Origin of the sequence: Kitasatospora sp. NBC_01560 (assembly GCF_045208415.1) — a bacterium.
In the GTDB taxonomy this organism is placed as follows: domain Bacteria; phylum Actinomycetota; class Actinomycetes; order Streptomycetales; family Streptomycetaceae; genus Kitasatospora.
This window is the reverse complement of record NZ_CP109364.1, coordinates 2,359,973-2,377,039: the sequence shown is the minus strand read 5'-3', so window position 1 is coordinate 2,377,039 and position 17,067 is coordinate 2,359,973. Positions and strand designations below refer to the sequence as shown.

Here is a 17,067-nt window from a genome sequence, read left to right as displayed (position 1 = left end):
GCGGGCCCCTCTCGGGGGAGCCCTGAGGAGCGTCGCGCACCGTTTCGGTGTCGCGTGCAGCCCACCAACCCCGGTTCGGTGGGCCACTCGTGTGCAAGCACATCCGTGCCCGGCCTCGGAGAGCGGCTGATCGTACTGCCCGTGGGCGGTGCGGTTTTTCTCCGGACCGCGACGAGCGACCTCCGTCAACACCTGGTGAAGCCGTATTCGTAAGCAAGGAAGGTTTGGTTCATGGCGAACCAGAAGCGTCCCAAGGTCAAGATCGCGCGTGCGCTCGGCGTGCCGCTGACCCCGAAGTCCGTCAAGTACTTCGAGGCCCGCCCGTACCCGCCCGGCCAGCACGGCCGTGGCCGCAAGCAGAACTCGGACTACAAGGTCCGTCTGCTCGAGAAGCAGCGTCTGCGCGCCCAGTACGACCTGAGCGAGAAGCAGATGGCCCGCGCGTTCGACCGCGCGAAGAAGGCCGAGGGCAAGACCGGTGAGGCGCTCGTCGCCGAGCTGGAGACCCGTCTGGACTCCCTGGTGCTGCGTTCGGGCATTGCCCGCACCATCTACCAGGCCCGCCAGATGGTCGTCCACGGTCACATCGAGGTCAACGGCGGCAAGGTCAACAAGCCGTCGTACCAGATGAAGCCGGGCTTCGTGGTGACTGTGCGCGAGCGCAGCAAGGAGAAGGTCCCGTTCCAGGTCGCCCGTGAGGGTGGCTACGCGGGTGAGGGCCAGACCCCGAAGTACCTCGAGGTCAACCTGAAGGCCCTGGCCTTCCGCCTGGACCGCGCGCCGCAGCGCAAGGAGGTCCCGGTGATCTGCGACGAGCAGCTCGTCGTCGAGTACTACTCGCGCTGACCCGCGAGCGGTACGCCTGCCGTACCCAGCGAGCCCCCGCCGCCCTTCCGGGCAGCGGGGGCTCGCCCCTTTTCCGGCCGCTTCCGCGCCGCTCGCGCGGGGCCGGCCCGGCGGCCCGGGTGCCGGCTCAGAGGTCCTCGCCGGTCATCGCGGCGGCCAGCCGCAAGTGCGGGCGGGCCTCGTCGGCGCGGCCCAGGCGCTCCAGGGTCCGGCCCAGCATCAGCCGGGCGTAGTCCTCGGCGGGCGCGGCGTCCAGGATCCGGCGCAGCTCCACCTCGGCCCGGGAGAGCTGGGCGGAGTGGTAGTAGCTGCGGGCCAGCAGCAGCCGGACCGACAGGTTGGCCGGCTCCTCGGCGAGGACGCCCTCCAGCATGCGGGCGGCGTCGGAGTAGGCCTTGGACTCGAAGTAGAACGTCGCGAGGCGGTACTCGTCGGCTGCGGTGTGGATGGCCACGGCTGCTCCTTCCGGTTCGCTCGGCGGCGGGGCGGTGCCGCGGTGCCGAGTGGTGCTGCCCCCTCCAGCAATGGACAAGATTCAACTATTCCTGACGGGTGCCGGCTGCGGCGCCGGCGGCACCGAGCGGGGCCCGGGCAGCGGGCCGGGGCCGTCCGCCCGGCCGTCGCCGCCGAGGGCGCGCCGGACGGCGGCCGTGAGGTCCAGCCGGGCACCGCAGTCGAACCAGTCGGTGAACTCCTGCGCGGTCAGCCCGGTCCGCGCCCGCTCCTCGCAGGCCAGGTGCGGCCCGTTGAAGCTGCGCGAGCCGAAGAACGGCTTGCCCACCGTCTGCCAGATCCGGTGCGCGGCGCCCTGCAGCACCCGGGCCTCGCGCAGGTCGCCCGGCTCGCCCGGGCCGGCCGGCTCGGTCTCCAGCAGCGCCAGCAGGTCGATCGCCAGCACGATGCCGAGCAGGTCGTGGAAGAGGTGGTTCAGCCGGACGCTCTCCCGCGCGTGCGCCCGGGCCAGCCGGAAGTCGCCGTCCAGCCAGTGCGAGTACGCCAGCGCGTACAGCCCGTACGCGTACGCCCACTGCTCGCCGTGCTCCTCGCAGACCTCGCGGACCTCGCCGAGCCAGCGCTCGCCGCCCTCCTGGTCGCCCTGGAACAGGTGGGCGATGCCCAGCTCGAACATCGCCATCAGGACGTTGCTGTTGAGTTCGCCGATCGTCCGGTAGTGCCAGAGCGCCTCGTCGAACAGCTCGGCGGCGCGGGCCGGTTCGTCGCCGATCAGGGCTGCGCAGCCCTGGCGGTGGACGGCGTAGGCGAGCGCGCGGTCGTCGCCGGTGTCCAGTGCCTGGCGGCGGCACTCCTCCAGCGCGGGGCGGGCGGCGACCAGGTCGCCCTGGAGGGTGGCCATGTAGCCGGTGACCCAGAGCGCCTTGGCCCGGGCCTCGGTCGGCTGCGGGGCGAGGGCGAGCGCGCGGTCCAGCCAGTGCCGGCCCTCGCCGAGGTGCCCGCAGCCCACCCAGTAGAACCAGAGGGTGCCGGCCAGCCGCAGGGCCAGCTGCTCCTCGCCCGGCTCGGCCAGGCAGAACTCCAGGGCCGCCCGGAGGTTGGAGTGGGCCAGCCCGGTCCGCTCGGCGGTCTCGAACTGCCGGGGGCCGAACCACTCGACCTCGCCCCAGGTGGCCACACCCAGGTACCAGTCGCGGTGGCGGCGCAGCAGCCGCTGCTCCTCCCCGGCCGCGCGCAGCCAGTGCAGGCCGTACTCGCGCAACGTGTCGAGGAGCCGGAAGCGGACGCCCGGGGCGCTCTCACCGGCGGCCCGGCGGCCCGGCGGTTCCTCCGCGCGCAGCACCACCGACTTGCCGACCAGCTCGGCGAGCAGGTCGAGCAGCTCGTCCGGTTCGAGGCCGTCCCCGGCGCAGACGTACTCGGCGGCCTCCAGGTCGAAGGTGCCGGCGAAGACCGAGAGGCGGGCCCAGAGCAATCGTTCCTGCGCCGTGCAGAGCTCGTGACTCCAGCCGATCGTCGTGCGCAGGGTCTGATGGCGCGGCAGCGCCGTCCGGTCCCCTCCGGTGAGCAGCCGGAAGCGGTCGTCCAGCCGGGCGGTGATCTGCTCCACCGACAGCGCCCGCAGCCGCCCGGCCGCCAGCTCCACCGCCAGCGGGATGCCGTCCAGCCGGCGGCAGAGCTGCCCGATCCCGTCGGCTGTCGCCGCCGTCACCTCGAAGGACGGCAGTACCGCCCGGGCCCGGTCGGCGAAGAGCCGCACCGCATCCGGCAGCACGTCCGCGAGGGCGGGGCCGGCCGGGCCCACCGGCAGCGGGGCCAGGGTGAACAGGTGCTCCCCGCCGGCCCGCAGCGACGCCCGGCTGGTGGCCAGCACCCGCAGGCCCGGCGCGGCCCGCAGCAGCGCGCCGGCCAGCTCCGCGCAGGCCTCGACCAGGTGCTCGCAGCCGTCCAGCACGATCAGCAGCCGGCGGTCGGCGAGCTCCTCGGTCAGCACGTCCAGCGGCGCGCGGGCCGTGCCGTCGGTCAGCCGCAACGCCTCCAGCACGGCATGGCCGAGCAGCAGCGGATCCTGCACCGGGGCCAGCTCCACCAGCCAGGTGCCGTCCGGGAAGGCACCGGCCGCCCGGGCGGCCGCGCGCAGGGCCAGCCGGCTCTTGCCCACCCCGCCCGGCCCGGTCACCGTCACCAGCCGGGCCGAGGCCAGCAGCGCGGCCAGGGCGGCCAGCTCCTCCTGCCGCCCGACGAAGCTGGTCACCTCCGCGGGCAGCCGGCCGGGCGCCCGCGCGGTCCGTTCCGCCGCCCCCCGCGGCTCTGCTGTCGAGTCGCCGGCCAAGCGCTGCTCCCCGCTCCGGGCCCGGACCCTCGCGGCCCGGGCGTGGCCTGGGCCGCCCCGCCGACGGCCCGCCCGGTGGAACGAGGTGACCGGCCGGTGGGTTACGCGCGCGGATCGCACACCCGACCGATCCGCGCCGCGGACGGCGGCACGCCCCGGCGGGACAATCCCGGTCCGGAAACCGGCCATGGTCGCGATAGGGTTCCCTCCGGGGCAGGCCCGTAGAGGAACAGCAAGGCGAGGGAGCACGCAAGGTGTCCGTGGGAGAGCTGGCCGGGCTGCTCGTCGCCGTGTTCTGGGCGGTCCTGGTCACCCTGCTCGCCGTCGTGCTGGTCCGGCTCTCGCGGGTGCTCAAGGAAGCCACCGTCCTGGTCACCGCCGTCACCGAACAGGCCGTGCCGCTGCTGGTCGACGCCGGCGCCGCCGTGCGCAGCGCCAACGAGCAGCTGGAGCGGGTGGACGAGATCACCGCCAACGTGCAGGACGCCGCGGCCAACGCCAACGCACTGTCCTCCACCGTCGCCGCCACCCTCGGCGGGCCGCTGGTCAAGGTCGCGGCCTTCAGCTACGGCGTCCGCAAGGCCGTCGCCAAGCAGAACGGCACCCTGGCCCTGCCCACCCAGCCCGGCGAGCGCGAGGAGCTGGCCCGGCTGATCCGGGCCGAGGTGCGCGCGGCGACCGCCGCGAAGAGCGGTCTGCTGGCGCGGATCCGGCGTTCGGTGAGGGGCTGACGGCATGGTGCGACGCATCTTCTGGATGGCGGTCGGCGCCGGCGCCACCGTCTGGGCCATGAACAAGGCCAACGAGGCCGTCCACCGGCTCACCCCGGACAGCCTCTCCGGCACCGCCACGCGTGGTGCCCTGCAGCTGGGTGACGCCGCCAAGCGGTTCGCGCAGGACGTGAAGGCCGGCATGGCCGAGCGCGAGGAGCAGTTGCGCGAGGACCTCGGACTGGACGGCACCGCCGTCGTCGAGCCCCGCCGAAGCGCCCGCCCGTCGCGCGCCGCCACCCTTCCGGGGAGGCGCTCCGCGCTGCCCCTCCCGGGCGAGCCGCAGTACCGAGCTATCTCGGCGGCGCCCGGGAGCCCGGCCGCCGCCCTGCCTCCGTCCAGCAGCGCCCGCACCACCCCAGCCATCGAAAAGACGCCCCGCCGCGCACTGCCGCAGCCGGGCGGTACCCCGAACCGGAAGGACCACTAATGGAGTCGGCAGAGATCCGCCGCCGCTGGCTGCGCTTCTTCGAGGAGCGCGGCCACACCGTCGTTCCGTCGGCGTCCCTGGTCGCCGACGACCCCACCCTGCTGCTCGTCAACGCCGGCATGGTGCCTTTCAAGCCGTACTTCCTGGGCGAGGTCAAGCCGCAGTTCTCGCGCGCCACCAGCGTCCAGAAGTGCGTGCGCACCCTGGACATCGAGGAGGTCGGGAAGACCACCCGGCACGGCTCCTTCTTCCAGATGTGCGGCAACTTCTCCTTCGGTGACTACTTCAAGGAAGGAGCCATCAAGTTCGCGTGGGAGCTGCTCACCACGCCCGTCGCGGACGGCGGCTACGGCCTGGAGAAGGAGAAGCTCTGGATCACCGTCTACAAGGACGACGACGAGGCCGAGCAGATCTGGCGCGACGTCATCGGCGTGCCCTCCGAGCGCATCCAGCGCCTCGGCATGAAGGACAACTTCTGGTCGATGGGCGTCCCCGGCCCGTGCGGCCCGTGTTCGGAGATCAACTACGACCGCGGCCCCGCGTACGGCGAGGAGGGCGGCCCGGCCGTCAACGGCGAGCGCTACCTGGAGATCTGGAACCTGGTCTTCATGCAGTACGAGCGCGGCCACGGTGACGGCAAGGACGGTTTCGAGATCCTCGGCGACCTGCCGAGCAAGAACATCGACACCGGCCTCGGCCTGGAGCGCCTCGCCGCCATCCTGCAGGACGTCGACAACCTCTTCGAGATCGACACCAGCCGGATGATCCTCGACCGCGCCGCCGAGCTGACCGGCCACACCTACGGCGCCGACCACAAGTCGGACGTCTCGCTGCGCGTGGTCACCGACCACATCCGCACCGCGCTGATGCTGATCGGCGACGGCGTCACCCCCGGCAACGAGGGCCGCGGCTACGTGCTGCGCCGCATCCTGCGCCGCGCCATCCGCAACATGCGCCTGCTGGGCGCCACCGGCACGGTCGCCAAGGACCTCACCGACGTCGCGATCAAGGCGATGGCCCCGCAGTACCCGGAGCTGGAGTCCGACCGCAAGCGCATCGAGACGGTCGTCACCGGCGAGGAGGCGGCCTTCCTGCAGACCCTGAAGTCCGGCACCAGCCTGCTGGACACCGCCGTCACCGAGACCAAGCAGTCCGGCGGCGCGGTGCTCTCCGGCGAGCAGGCGTTCAAGCTGCACGACACCTACGGCTTCCCGATCGACCTGACCCTGGAGATGGCCGAGGAGCAGGGCCTCCAGGTGGACGAGGCCGGCTTCCGCCGCCTCATGCAGGAGCAGCGGGACCGTGCCAAGGCGGACGCCAAGGCCAAGAAGATGGGCCACGCCGACGTCGCCGCGTACCGCGCGGTGGCCGACAAGTCCGGCGCGAGCGTCTTCACCGGCTACACCCTGACCGAGGGCGAGGCCACCGTGGTCGGCCTGCTCGTGGACGGCGTCCCGGCGCCGGCCGCGAGCGAGGGCGACGAGGTCGAGCTCATCCTCGACCGCACCCCGTTCTACGCCGAGGGCGGCGGCCAGCTCGCCGACCACGGCCGGATCCGGCTGGACTCCGGCGCGGTCGTCGAGATCCGCGACGTGCAGCAGCCCGTCCCGGGCGTGGTCGTGCACTCCGGTGGCGTGCTGTTCGGCGAGGTCGTGCTCGGCGCGTCCGCCTACGCCACCATCGACATCGAGCGCCGCCGGGCGATCGCCCGCGCCCACTCGGCCACCCACCTGACCCACCAGGCGCTGCGCGACGCGCTCGGCCCGACGGCCGCCCAGGCCGGCTCCGAGAACGCCCCCGGCCGCTTCCGCTTCGACTTCGGCTCGCCCGCCGCCGTGCCCGGCAGCGTGCTGGTCGACGTCGAGCAGAAGATCAACGACGTGCTGACCCGCGAGCTGGACGTCACCGCCGAGGTCATGACGATGGACCAGGCCCGCAAGGCCGGCGCCATCGCCATGTTCGGCGAGAAGTACGGCGACGAGGTCCGCGTCGTCACCATCGGCGACTTCTCCAAGGAGCTCTGCGGCGGCACGCACGTCGGCAACACCGCCCAGCTGGGCCTGGTGAAGCTGCTCGGCGAAGCCTCGATCGGCTCCGGCGTGCGCCGGGTCGAGGCGCTGGTCGGCGTGGACGCGTACAAGTTCCTGGCCCGTGAGCACACCGTGGTCGCCCAGCTGACCGAGCTGGTCAAGGGCCGCCCGGAGGAGCTGCCGGAGAAGATCTCGGGCATGCTCGCCAAGCTCAAGGACGCCGAGAAGGAGATCGAGCGGTTCCGCGCCGAGAAGGTGCTGGCCGCCGCTGCGGGCCTGGCCGACTCGGCCGAGGACGTGCAGGGCATCGCGGTCGTCGCCGCCCAGGTCGCCGACGGCACCGGCGCGGACGAGCTGCGCAAGCTCGTCCTCGACGTGCGCGGCCGCCTGGGCTCGCGCCCGGCCGTGGTCGCCGCCTTCACCGTGGCCAATGACCGCCCGCTGACCGTGATCGCCACCAACGAGGACGCCCGCGGGCGTGGCATCAAGGCCGGCGAGCTGGTCCGCGTGGCCGCCAAGACCCTCGGTGGCGGCGGTGGCGGCAAGGACGACGTCGCCCAGGGCGGCGGCTCCAACGCGGCCGCGGTCGGCGAGGCCATCGCCGCGGTGCGCGGCCTGATCGCGGAGCGCGCCAGCTGATGGAGGAGTCCGAGGCCGTGGAACGGCCCTTCCGGCGGGGGCGGCGGATCGCCGTCGACGTCGGTGACGCCCGGATCGGGGTCGCCTCCTGCGACCCCGACGGGGTGCTCGCCACGCCGGTGGAGACCGTCCCCGCCGGGGTGAAGTCGCAGGCCAGGATCGCCGCGATCGCGGAGGAGTACGAAGCGATCGAGGTGATCGTCGGCCTGCCGCGCTCGCTCAGCGGCAAGGAGGGGCCGGCGGCGGAGAAGGTCCGCGGCTACGCCTCGCGACTGGCCGTCCGGCTCTACCCGGTGCCCGTCCGGTTGGTGGACGAGCGGATGTCGACCGTCACCGCGACCCACGGCCTGCGGGCCTCCGGGGTCAAGGCGAAGAAGGGCCGTTCGGTGGTCGACCAGGCCGCCGCGGTGGTGATCCTGCAGACCGCCCTTGAGTCCGAACGGGTGAGCGGACGGCCGCCCGGTGAGAGCGTCGGGGCCGACGGCTGACCCGCCTGCTCTAACGTCCCGGCAGGGGGCCCGTGCGGACGCGTCCGTACGGGCCCCCTGCCGTTTTCCGGGACCGCAGAGGGGGCGCAGTGACCGACCAGGACTTCACTCCGGGGCTCACGCCCGGCCACCTCGGTGCGCCGGTCATGGAGCCGGAGGGCCGCCCGCCCGGCGCGCCCCGGCCACGCCCCGATGCGCCCGACCCGCACCACCGGCGCAACAGCCTGGCGTGCGGGCTGACGGCCCTCGCGCTGATCGCCGTCTTCGGCGGGATCGGCCTGACCGGCTACAGCTGGCTGCAGGGCCAGCAGAAGCCACCGGCCGCCGCCGACTACGCCGGGGCGGGCAGCGGTGCCGTCCAGGTCTCGGTGCCCGAGGGGGCCGGGCTCACCCAGATCGCCTCCGCCCTGGTGCGCAACGGGGTGGTGGCCAGCTCGCTCGCCTTCACCCGGGCGGCCAAGGGCAGCGCGGCCGCCGCCGGGCGGATCCAGCCCGGCACCTACACGCTGAAGCAGAAGATGTCGGCGGCGGCGGCCCTGGCGATCCTGGTCGACCCGGCCAACGCCAACGGCCTGACCATCCCCGAGGGCTGGCGCGGCAGCCAGATCTACGCGGCGATCGACAAGAAGCTCGACCTGCCGGCCGGCACCGCGCAGAAGGCCGCTCAGGAGCAGGCCGGTGAGCTCGGCCTGCCGGAGTTCGCGAAGGGCAGCCCGGAGGGGTACCTCTTCCCCGCGACGTACAGCGTCACCGAGGGCACCACCGCGGTCGACCTGCTGAAGCAGATGGTCGAGCGGGCCGGCAAGGAGTTCGCCCGGGACGACGCGGACGTGGTCGCGCAGAACCTCGGGCAGAGCCTGTACGGGCTGGTCACCATCGCCAGCATGGTCCAGGGCGAGGCCGACAACACCGAGGACATGGCCAAGGTGGCCCGGGTGATCTACAACCGGCTGGCCAAGAACATGCCGTTGCAGCTGGACTCCACGATCAACTACGCGCTCGGGCGTTCGACCCTCAACACCACCGTCGGCGAGACCAAGCTGGACTCGCCCTACAACACCTACCTGCACCAGGGGCTGCCGCCGACGCCGATCGGCAACCCCGGGCGCCAGGCGGTCATGGCGGCCGTCGACCCGGCGGCGGGGGACTGGCTCTACTTCGTCACCGTGAAGCCGGGGGACACCCGGTTCACCGACAGCTTCGAGGTGCAGCAGCGCAACGTGGCCGAGTTCAACGCCACCAAGGGGACGCAGTCGAGCGGGTCGGCCAGTGCGTCGTCCGGTGCGCCCGGCGGTTCCCCGGGCGGGGCGCCGGCGACTCCCTGAGGGGGCCCGCCGGAGGGCGCACCGGCGGGACCGTGCGGGCACCGACCGGTCGTCGGCCCTGCCGGGGGCTTCTCTGCGGTACGGTAACGTCTCCCTCCAGGCGATGCAGTAGCACGCCGGTTCGAGAATCAACCGGGACGCCGTCCCGGGACGGCCGGTCCGATCCTCCGGCCGTCTCCGTCGGTGTAAGGGGATCAATGACCGATCTGGGTCGGGGCTACGGCCCCCAGGGCTCCGAGCCGTGGCACCCCGGTGACCCCGGGTACGGCGGCCAGCAGCCGGTCCCCGGCCAGCAGGACGGCCAGTGGCAGCAGCAGCCCCAGCAGCAGCCGCAGCAGATGCAGCAGCAGCAGTACGGTGGCGGCCAGCAGGGCTACCCGCAGCAGCAGGGGCAGCAGTTCCCCCAGGCGCAGCAGGGCTACCCGCAGCAGCAGGGCTACCCGGGCGGATTCCCGCAGGATCAGCAGCCCCAGCAGCCCCAGCAGTACGGCGGGCAGCAGTACCAGCAGGGGCAGCAGCAGTACGGCGCCGGCCAGCAGGGCTACCCGCAGCAGGGCGGCCAGGGCTTCCCCGGCCAGCAGGGGTACCCGGATCAGCAGCAGGGCTACCAGCAGCAGAGCCAGCAGCAGGGCGGCGGCCAGGGCTTCCCCGGGCAGCAGCAGGCCTACCCGGGCCAGCAGCAGAACGGCCAGGGTTTCCAGGGGCAGCAGCAGAGCCAGCAGGGTTTCCCGGGCCAGCAGCAGAATCTCCAGGGCTTCCCCGGGCAGCAGCAGCCGCAGGCGCAGCCGGGGATGCCCCAGCAGGGCGTGCCGCAGCCGGGTATGCAGCAGCCAGGCGTGCAGCAGCAGGGCGTGCCGCAGCCGGGGATGTCGCCGGCCGGTCCGGCGCAGCCCGGCGGGCCGCAGGCGGCGCAGGCTCAGCCGGGCGGGCGGGCCGCGCGACGGCAGCAGCAGGCCGCGGCTCCGGCCGGCCCCGGGGCCGACGGCATCGACTGGGAGGCCGAGGCGGCCGCGCTGGAGGCCGGCGGCCCGGCGCAGGCGGAGCCCGAGCAGGCCGAGGACGACTGGGACGGCCGTCAGGACGACTACGCCGACGGCGGCGAGGACGGTCAGGACGGCTTCCTCGGCGAGGAGGACGACTCCCGCGAGGGCAAGAAGAAGCGCAAGGAGAAGGGCAAGAAGTCCGGTCGCCGCAACGGCGGTGCCTGCCTGCTGGTCGCGCTGGTGCTGATGGGCGCGGTGAGCGGCGCCGGCTGGTGGGGCTACGGCTTCTACCAGGACCACTTCGGCCCGCCCCCGGACTTCCAGGGCGAGGGCACCAGCAGCGTGCAGATCGAGATCAAGAAGGGCTCGACCGGCGGTCAGATGGGCATGACCCTGAAGGCCGCGGGCGTGGTCAAGAGCGTCGAGGCGTACACCCAGGCCTGTGACAAAGAGCCCAAGTGCACCAACATCCAGTACGGGTTCTACACGCTGAAGAAGGAGATGTCGGCCTCGGCCGCCCTCCAGGCCCTGGTCGAGCAGGCCGGTGGCGCCGCGCTGGTGCTGCCGGAGGGCCTGACCGCCGCCGCCACCTACGTCAAGATCGACGACAAGCTGAAGCTCCCGAAGGGCACCGCGGAGAGCACGGCCAAGGCCCAGATCGCCAACCTCGGACTGCCGGCGTACGCGAACGGCAACCTGGAGGGCTTCCTCTGGCCGACCCGGTACAACATCGCCGACGGCATGAAGCCCGAGGACCTGCTCAAGCAGATGGTCAAGAACGCCACCGACCGCTACGCGAGCCTGGACGGCGAGGCGTCCAAGGCCGGTCTGAAGAACGGCTACGAGGTGGTCATCGAGGCCAGCATCCTGCAGGCCGAGGGCAACAACCGGGCGGACTTCGCCAAGATGGCCCGGACCATCCAGAACCGTCTCGTCGACGACACCGAAGTCCACCGCACGCTCGGCATGGACACCACGCTGCAGTACTCGCTGGGCCGCAAGGAACTCACCCAGAAGGACATGGACGACGCGAGCAACAAGTTCAACACCAACCGGAACCCGGGCCTCCCGCCGACGCCGATCTCCAACCCCGGCGACGACGCGATCAAGGCAGTGCTGAACCCGGCGGACGGCAAGTGGCTGTACTTCATCGCGATGTCCCCGGAGACGACCCTGTTCTCCAACACGTACAAGGAGCATCTGGCCAACGTCGAGGCGTACTGCACGGCGGCCGGCCAGAAGATCGACAAGGCGCGTGGCCACTGCACCACCAAGTAGCCCTGACCGCACCGCCGTTCACGGAGAAGCAGCGTTGACCAGCAAGCACCGGGCCGCCGTTCTCGGCTCGCCGATCGCCCACTCGCTCTCACCCGACCTGCACCGGGCCGCCTTCGCGGCGCTCGGGCTGGACGGCTGGCGCTACGACCGCTTCGAGGTGGACGAGGCCGGGCTGCCCGGCTTCCTCGGCGGGCTGGACGAGGCCGAGTGGGCCGGGCTCTCGCTCACCATGCCGCTGAAGCGGGCGGTCATCCCGCTGCTCGACGAGGTGAGTGCCACCGCGCGTTCGGTGGCGGCGGTCAACACCGTGGTGTTCACCGCCGACGGGCGCCGGGTGGGCGCCAACACCGACGTCCCGGGGCTGGTCAACGCGCTGCGCGAGCGGGGCGTCGGCGAAGTCCCGTCCGCGGCGGTGCTCGGCGCCGGGGCCACCGCCTCCTCGGCGCTGGCGGCGCTGGCCCAGATCTGCACCGGCGAGGTGACGGTGTACGTGCGCAGCCCCGAGCGGGCGCGCGAGATGGCCGAGCTGGGCGAGCGGCTGGGCGTCGCCGTCCGGACGGCCGACTGGGAGCGGGGCGCCGAGGCGCTGGCGCAGCCGCTCACCGTCTCCACCACCCCGGCGGGGGCGACGGACGCCTTCGCGGCCGGGCTGCCGGCCGGGCCGGGCGTGCTGTTCGACGTGCTCTACCACCCGTGGCCGACCGCGCTGGCCGCCGCCTGTGCCGCGCGCGGCGCGACCGTGCTGGGCGGGTTGGACCTGCTGGTGCACCAGGCGGTGCTGCAGAGCGAGCTGTTCACCGGCCGGACGCCGGGCCCGCTGGCCGCCGTCCGCGCGGCGGGCGAAGCGGCGCTCGCGGGGCGCTGACGCGGCGGCGCGTACTGCGGGGGTGGCGCGTGCTGACGTCGTGGCACGTACTGCGGGGGTGGCGCGTGCTGCCGCCGTGGCACGTGCTGTCGTCGTGGCACGTCATGCCACGGCGAGTCCGGACGACGGCGTCCGCCCGTCGACCGGTTGCTGTCCGTCACCCGGACCGTGCTCCCGGGTACGCCCGGGGCATGAAAGGATTCAAGGACATAGGCACGTCCGGGCGGGCCGCGGCTGCACCGTGGTCGGTCCGCTGATGAAGGAGCTCCGTTGGGTACGTTGCGCTGGCTGACGGCGGGGGAGTCGCACGGCCCCGCACTCGTCGCGACGCTGGAGGGCCTGCCCGCCGGTGTACCGGTCACCACCGCCGTGGTGGCCGACGCGCTGGCGCGCCGCCGGCTCGGCTACGGTCGCGGCGCACGGATGAAGTTCGAGCAGGACGAGGTCACCTTCCTCGGCGGCGTCCGGCACGGCGAGACCATGGGTAGCCCGGTGGCGGTCATGGTCGGCAACACCGAGTGGCCGAAGTGGGAGCAGGTCATGTCGGCCGACCCGGTCGACCCGGAGGTGCTGGCCGGCCTGGGCCGCAACGAGGCGCTGACCCGCCCGCGCCCCGGCCACGCCGACCTGGCCGGCATGCAGAAGTACTCGATCGACGAGGCCCGCCCGATCCTGGAGCGCGCCAGCGCCCGTGAGACGGCCGCCCGGGTCGCGCTCGGTGCCGTCGCCCGCGCGTACCTCAAGGAGACCTGCGGCATCGAGATCGTCAGCCACGTGGTCGAGCTGGCCGCGGCCAAGGCCCCGGCCGGCGTGCTGCCGCTGCCGTCGGACGAGGCCCGGCTGGACGCCGACCCGGTGCGCTGCCTGGACGCCGACGCGTCGAAGGCGATGGTCGCCGAGATCGACCAGGCCCACAAGGACGGCGACACGCTCGGCGGCGTCGTCGAGGTGCTGGCCTACGGCGTCCCGGTCGGCCTCGGCTCGCACGTGCACTGGGACCGCCGCCTCGACGCGCGGCTGGCCGCGGCGCTGATGGGCATCCAGGCGATCAAGGGCGTCGAGGTCGGCGACGGCTTCGACCTGGCCCGCGTCCCCGGCTCGCAGGCGCACGACGAGATCGTGCCGACCGCCGACGGCATCAAGCGCACCTCCGGCCGCTCCGGCGGCACCGAGGGCGGCCTGTCCACCGGCGAGCTGCTGCGGGTGCGCGCCGCGATGAAGCCGATCGCGACCGTGCCGCGCGCCCTGCAGACGCTGGACGTGCGCACCGGTGAGCCGGCCAAGGCCCACCACCAGCGCTCCGACGTCTGCGCCGTGCCAGCCGCGGGCATCGTCGCCGAGGCGATGGTGGCCCTGGTGCTGGCCGACGCGGTGAACGAGAAGTTCGGTGGCGACCACGTCTCCGAGACCCGCCGCAACGTCCAGGGCTACCTGGACAACCTGATCGTCCGGTGACCGCCCCCCTGGTGGTGCTGGTCGGCCCGCCCGGCAGTGGCAAGTCCACCGTCGGGCGGGCCCTCGCCGAGCGCCTGGACGTGGCGTTCCGGGACACCGACGCGGACATCGAGCAGCTGGCCGGCAAGCCCATCCCGGAGATCTTCATCGACGAGGGCGAGCCGCACTTCCGCGAGCTGGAGTCGGCCGCCGTGCGCACCGCCGTCGGCGGCCACGACGGTGTGCTCGCGCTCGGCGGTGGCGCGGTGATGGCCGAGGCCACCCGCGCGCTGCTGCACGACCTGCGGGTGGTCTTCCTGGAGGTCCCGTTGGCCGACGCGGTCAAGCGGGTCGGCCTGGACGCCCCCCGCCCGCTGCTGGCCGTCAACCCCCGGGCCCGCTGGCGCGAGCTGATGGAGGCCCGCCGCCCGCTCTACCTGGAGGTGGCGACCGCTGTCGTCGACACCGCCGGCCGCACGCCGGAGCAGGTCGCGGACGTCGTACTGGAAGCTTTGGAGCTGAAGACAACCCATGAGTGACACCGTCACGATCCACGTCGGTGGCAGTGCCGGCCACGACCCGTACGACGTGCTGGTCGGGCACCAGCTGCTGGGCGAGCTGGCGCCGCTGATCGGCACCCGCGCCAAGCGGGTCGCGCTCATCCACCCGGAGGCGCTGGCGGCCACCGCCGACGCGATCCGCGAGGACCTGCTCGGCGAGGGCTACGAGGCGATCGTCCTCCAGGTGCCGAACGCCGAGGACGCGAAGAGCGCCGAGGTCGCCGCGTACTGCTGGTCGGTGCTCGGCCAGACCGGCTTCACCCGCAGCGATGTCGTCGTCGGCCTCGGCGGCGGCGCCACCACCGACCTGGCCGGCTTCGTGGCCGCCACCTGGCTGCGCGGGGTCCGCTGGATCTCGATGCCCACCACGCTGCTCGGCATGGTCGACGCGGCCGTCGGCGGCAAGACCGGCATCAACATCGCCGAGGGCAAGAACATGGTCGGCGCCTTCCACCCGCCGGTGGGCGTGCTGGCCGACCTCGACACCCTGGCGACGGTGCCCACGCACGACTACGTCTCCGGCCTCGCCGAGGTCATCAAGTGCGGCTTCATCGCCGACCCGGCCATCCTCGACCTGATCGAGGCGGACCCGGAGGGCGCCCGGAGCCCCGCCGGGCAGCACACCGTGGAGCTGATCCGCCGGGCCATCCAGGTCAAGGCCGACGTGGTCTCGGGGGACCTGAAGGAATCCGGCCGGCGCGAGATCCTCAACTACGGCCACACCCTCGGCCACGCCATCGAGCGCAACGAGCGGTACAAGTGGCGGCACGGCGCGGCGATCTCGATCGGCATGGTCTTCGCCGCCGAACTCGGCCGGCTGGCCGGCCGGCTGGACGACGGGACGGCCGACCGGCACCGCTCCGTGCTGGCCTCGGTCGGCCTGCCGCTGACGTACCGCGCGGACGCCTGGCCGAAGCTGCTGGACGCCATGAAGATCGACAAGAAGTCGCGCGGCGACCTGATCCGCTTCATCGTGCTGGACGGCCTCGGCAAGACCTCGGTGCTGGAGGGCCCGGACCCGTCGCTGCTGGTCGCCGCCTACGCGGAGGTCTCCGCGTGACGCGGGTGATGGTGCTCAACGGCCCCAACCTCGGCCGGCTGGGCAGCCGCGAGCCGGACGTCTACGGCGCCACCTCGTACGCCGGGCTGGTCGAGCGCTGCACGGCGCTCGGCAAGGAGTTCGGCTTCGAGGTCGAGGTGCACGAGACCAACTCCGAGCAGCAGATGGTCGAGTGGCTGCACGAGGCGGCCGACGGCCAGGTGCCGGTGGTGATCAACCCGGGCGCCTTCACGCACTACTCGTACGCGATGCGCGACGCCGCCGCCCAGCGGACCGCCCCGCTGATCGAGGTGCACATCTCCAACCCGTACGCCCGGGAGACCTTCCGGCACACCTCGGTGATCGCCGCGGTCGCCTCCGGCACGATCGCCGGCTTCGGCCTCGGCTCGTACGAGCTCGCGCTGCGCGCGCTCGCCGAGCAGCTCACCGCCCGCTGAGGCGGGCGCGGCCGCCCCGTCGGCGGCCCGGCGGCGGACTGTGCCCGCCGCCGGGCCGCCGTGTAGTGTCCCCGCTGAAAGAAGTCGGGAGGTGACCGTGACGCAGTACGCCGGGGGTGGACACGTCCCCCCGCATCCCGTCGCTCCGCCCGTTCCGCCGTACCCCGGCCCCACGACCGCGGGGGCGCCGCCGCAGGCCCCGCCGTCCCCCGCCGGGCAGCCGGGCGCACCGCACGCGGCCGCCCGCCCGCCGTACGGGACCCCGGCCGGACCGGCCCCGCTCCCGCCGGTGCCCGCGCCGGCCGCGCACCCCGCGCCTGCCGGACACCCCGCTCCCGCCGCCCCGGTGCCCGCCGGGGCCACCGGGCACTTCCTGCTGCCCTCCGGCGCGCCCGTCCAGCTCCCGGCCCACCCGCCGCAGCAGCGGATGCCGGCCGGGCCGCTCGCCGTCCTGCTGATCGGACCGGCCGGGGCCGGCAAGACCACCGTCGCCCGGCACTGGGCGGAGCGCCGGCCCACGCCGACCGCGCACATCAGCCTGGACGACGTCCGCGAGTGGGTGCAGTCCGGATTCGCCAATCCGCAGTCCGGCTGGAACAACGCCTCCGAGGCGCAGTACCGGCTGGCCCGCCGCACCTGCGGCTTCGCCTGCCGCAACTACCTGGCCAACGGCATCTCCTGCATCATCGACGACGCCGTCTTCCCCGACCGCCCGGCGATCGGCCTCGGCGGCTGGAAGCGCCACATCGGCCCCGGGATGATCCCGGTCGTGCTGCTGCCCAGCCTCGACTCGGTGCTCGACCGCAACGCCCGCCGCAACGGCAACCGGCGGCTCAGCGACGAGGAGGTGGCCCGGATCCACGGGCGGATGGCCGGCTGGTACAACTCCGGGCTGCCGATCATCGACAACTCGAACCTCGACGTCGCCGCCACCGCGGCCGAGCTGGACCGGGTGATCCTGGCCCGGCTGATGGGCATCCCGGTCCGCTGAGCCGCCCGGAGCCGTGCCGGAGCGGTTCCCGGGGGCACCCGGTGCTGGGCGGCCCCGGGAGGCATCGCGGCGGTCGTCCGCCCGGCGGGGCCCGTCGGTGCCGGCTGCGATGATGGGGGCATCCTGTCGCACACCCCGGGGGAGCT

The 17,067-nt window shown here is 73.5% G+C and carries 15 protein-coding genes; 13 read left to right on the top strand and 2 right to left on the bottom strand.

The window, feature by feature from the left end:
• Positions 1 to 231 precede the first annotated feature (231 nt).
• Positions 232 to 846 (top strand): 30S ribosomal protein S4, encoded by a 615-nt coding sequence (gene rpsD, locus OH807_RS09885; RefSeq protein ID WP_063346792.1) that lies wholly within the window; start codon positions 232 to 234, stop codon positions 844 to 846.
• Between the two features lie 127 nt (positions 847 to 973).
• Here the strand turns inward: rpsD and OH807_RS09880 are convergent, their stop codons facing one another.
• Positions 974 to 1,294, bottom strand: coding sequence for a tetratricopeptide repeat protein (locus OH807_RS09880; RefSeq protein ID WP_406210857.1), 321 nt, complete (start codon positions 1,292 to 1,294; stop codon positions 974 to 976).
• An 87-nt stretch (positions 1,295 to 1,381) separates the two neighbouring features.
• Positions 1,382 to 3,553 carry an ATP-binding protein gene (locus tag OH807_RS09875; RefSeq protein ID WP_406196498.1) on the bottom strand — a complete coding sequence of 724 codons (2,172 nt, stop codon included), beginning with the start codon at positions 3,551 to 3,553 and terminating at the stop codon, positions 1,382 to 1,384.
• A gap of 332 nt (positions 3,554 to 3,885) precedes the next feature.
• Here OH807_RS09875 and OH807_RS09870 point away from each other — a divergent pair, with 332 nt between their 5' ends.
• The 12 genes from OH807_RS09870 (at position 3,886) to OH807_RS09815 (ending at position 16,921) form a co-directional block, all read left to right on the top strand.
• Positions 3,886 to 4,362, top strand: a complete 477-nt coding sequence (locus tag OH807_RS09870) for a DUF948 domain-containing protein (RefSeq protein ID WP_406196495.1) — start codon at positions 3,886 to 3,888, stop codon at positions 4,360 to 4,362.
• A gap of 4 nt (positions 4,363 to 4,366) precedes the next feature.
• Entirely contained in the window at positions 4,367 to 4,831 is a 465-nt protein-coding gene (locus tag OH807_RS09865; protein ID WP_406196492.1) for a DUF6167 family protein, read from the top strand.
• Complete coding sequence (alaS, locus tag OH807_RS09860) at positions 4,831 to 7,500, top strand: alanine--tRNA ligase (RefSeq protein WP_406196490.1); 2,670 nt, start codon at positions 4,831 to 4,833, stop codon at positions 7,498 to 7,500. The genes OH807_RS09865 and alaS overlap by 1 nt, the downstream gene beginning before the upstream one ends.
• Before the next feature lie 17 nt (positions 7,501 to 7,517).
• Positions 7,518 to 7,988, top strand: a complete 471-nt coding sequence (gene ruvX / locus OH807_RS09855) for a Holliday junction resolvase RuvX (protein ID WP_406196487.1) — start codon at positions 7,518 to 7,520, stop codon at positions 7,986 to 7,988.
• A gap of 89 nt (positions 7,989 to 8,077) precedes the next feature.
• The gene (mltG, locus tag OH807_RS09850) at positions 8,078 to 9,313 is read left to right on the top strand and encodes an endolytic transglycosylase MltG (protein ID WP_406196485.1); all 1,236 of its coding nucleotides are present in this window, start codon (positions 8,078 to 8,080) and stop codon (positions 9,311 to 9,313) included.
• Between the two features lie 197 nt (positions 9,314 to 9,510).
• Positions 9,511 to 11,574, top strand: a complete 2,064-nt coding sequence (gene mltG / locus OH807_RS09845) for an endolytic transglycosylase MltG (RefSeq protein ID WP_406196482.1) — start codon at positions 9,511 to 9,513, stop codon at positions 11,572 to 11,574.
• A gap of 34 nt (positions 11,575 to 11,608) precedes the next feature.
• The gene (locus OH807_RS09840) at positions 11,609 to 12,439 is read left to right on the top strand and encodes a shikimate dehydrogenase (RefSeq protein ID WP_406196480.1); all 831 of its coding nucleotides are present in this window, start codon (positions 11,609 to 11,611) and stop codon (positions 12,437 to 12,439) included.
• Positions 12,440 to 12,709: 270 nt separating this feature from the next.
• Positions 12,710 to 13,894: a chorismate synthase gene (gene aroC / locus OH807_RS09835; RefSeq protein WP_406196477.1), complete on the top strand. Its 1,185-nt coding sequence runs from the start codon at positions 12,710 to 12,712 to the stop codon at positions 13,892 to 13,894.
• Entirely contained in the window at positions 13,891 to 14,412 is a 522-nt protein-coding gene (locus OH807_RS09830; protein ID WP_406196474.1) for a shikimate kinase, read from the top strand. The genes aroC and OH807_RS09830 overlap by 4 nt, the downstream gene beginning before the upstream one ends.
• Entirely contained in the window at positions 14,405 to 15,493 is a 1,089-nt protein-coding gene (aroB, locus tag OH807_RS09825; RefSeq protein WP_406196471.1) for a 3-dehydroquinate synthase, read from the top strand. The genes OH807_RS09830 and aroB overlap by 8 nt, the downstream gene beginning before the upstream one ends.
• A gap of 8 nt (positions 15,494 to 15,501) precedes the next feature.
• On the top strand, positions 15,502 to 15,930 hold the full coding sequence (aroQ, locus tag OH807_RS09820; RefSeq protein ID WP_406210854.1) for a type II 3-dehydroquinate dehydratase: 429 nt from the start codon (positions 15,502 to 15,504) through the stop codon (positions 15,928 to 15,930).
• A 91-nt stretch (positions 15,931 to 16,021) separates the two neighbouring features.
• Positions 16,022 to 16,921 (top strand): AAA family ATPase, encoded by a 900-nt coding sequence (locus tag OH807_RS09815; protein ID WP_406196469.1) that lies wholly within the window; start codon positions 16,022 to 16,024, stop codon positions 16,919 to 16,921.
• Positions 16,922 to 17,067 lie beyond the last annotated feature (146 nt).

What these genes read in the sequence shown, in the direction of transcription:
- mltG (WP_406196482.1), top strand. Translation starts at nt 9,511, where the DNA reads ATGACCGATCTGGGTCGGGGCTACGGCCCCCAGGGCTCCGAGCCGTGG.
- rpsD (WP_063346792.1), top strand. Translation starts at nt 232, where the DNA reads ATGGCGAACCAGAAGCGTCCCAAGGTCAAGATCGCGCGTGCGCTCGGC.
- alaS (WP_406196490.1), top strand. Translation starts at nt 4,831, where the DNA reads ATGGAGTCGGCAGAGATCCGCCGCCGCTGGCTGCGCTTCTTCGAGGAG.
- aroQ (WP_406210854.1), top strand. Translation starts at nt 15,502, where the DNA reads ATGGTGCTCAACGGCCCCAACCTCGGCCGGCTGGGCAGCCGCGAGCCG.
- OH807_RS09865 (WP_406196492.1), top strand. Translation starts at nt 4,367, where the DNA reads ATGGTGCGACGCATCTTCTGGATGGCGGTCGGCGCCGGCGCCACCGTC.
- aroB (WP_406196471.1), top strand. Translation starts at nt 14,405, where the DNA reads ATGAGTGACACCGTCACGATCCACGTCGGTGGCAGTGCCGGCCACGAC.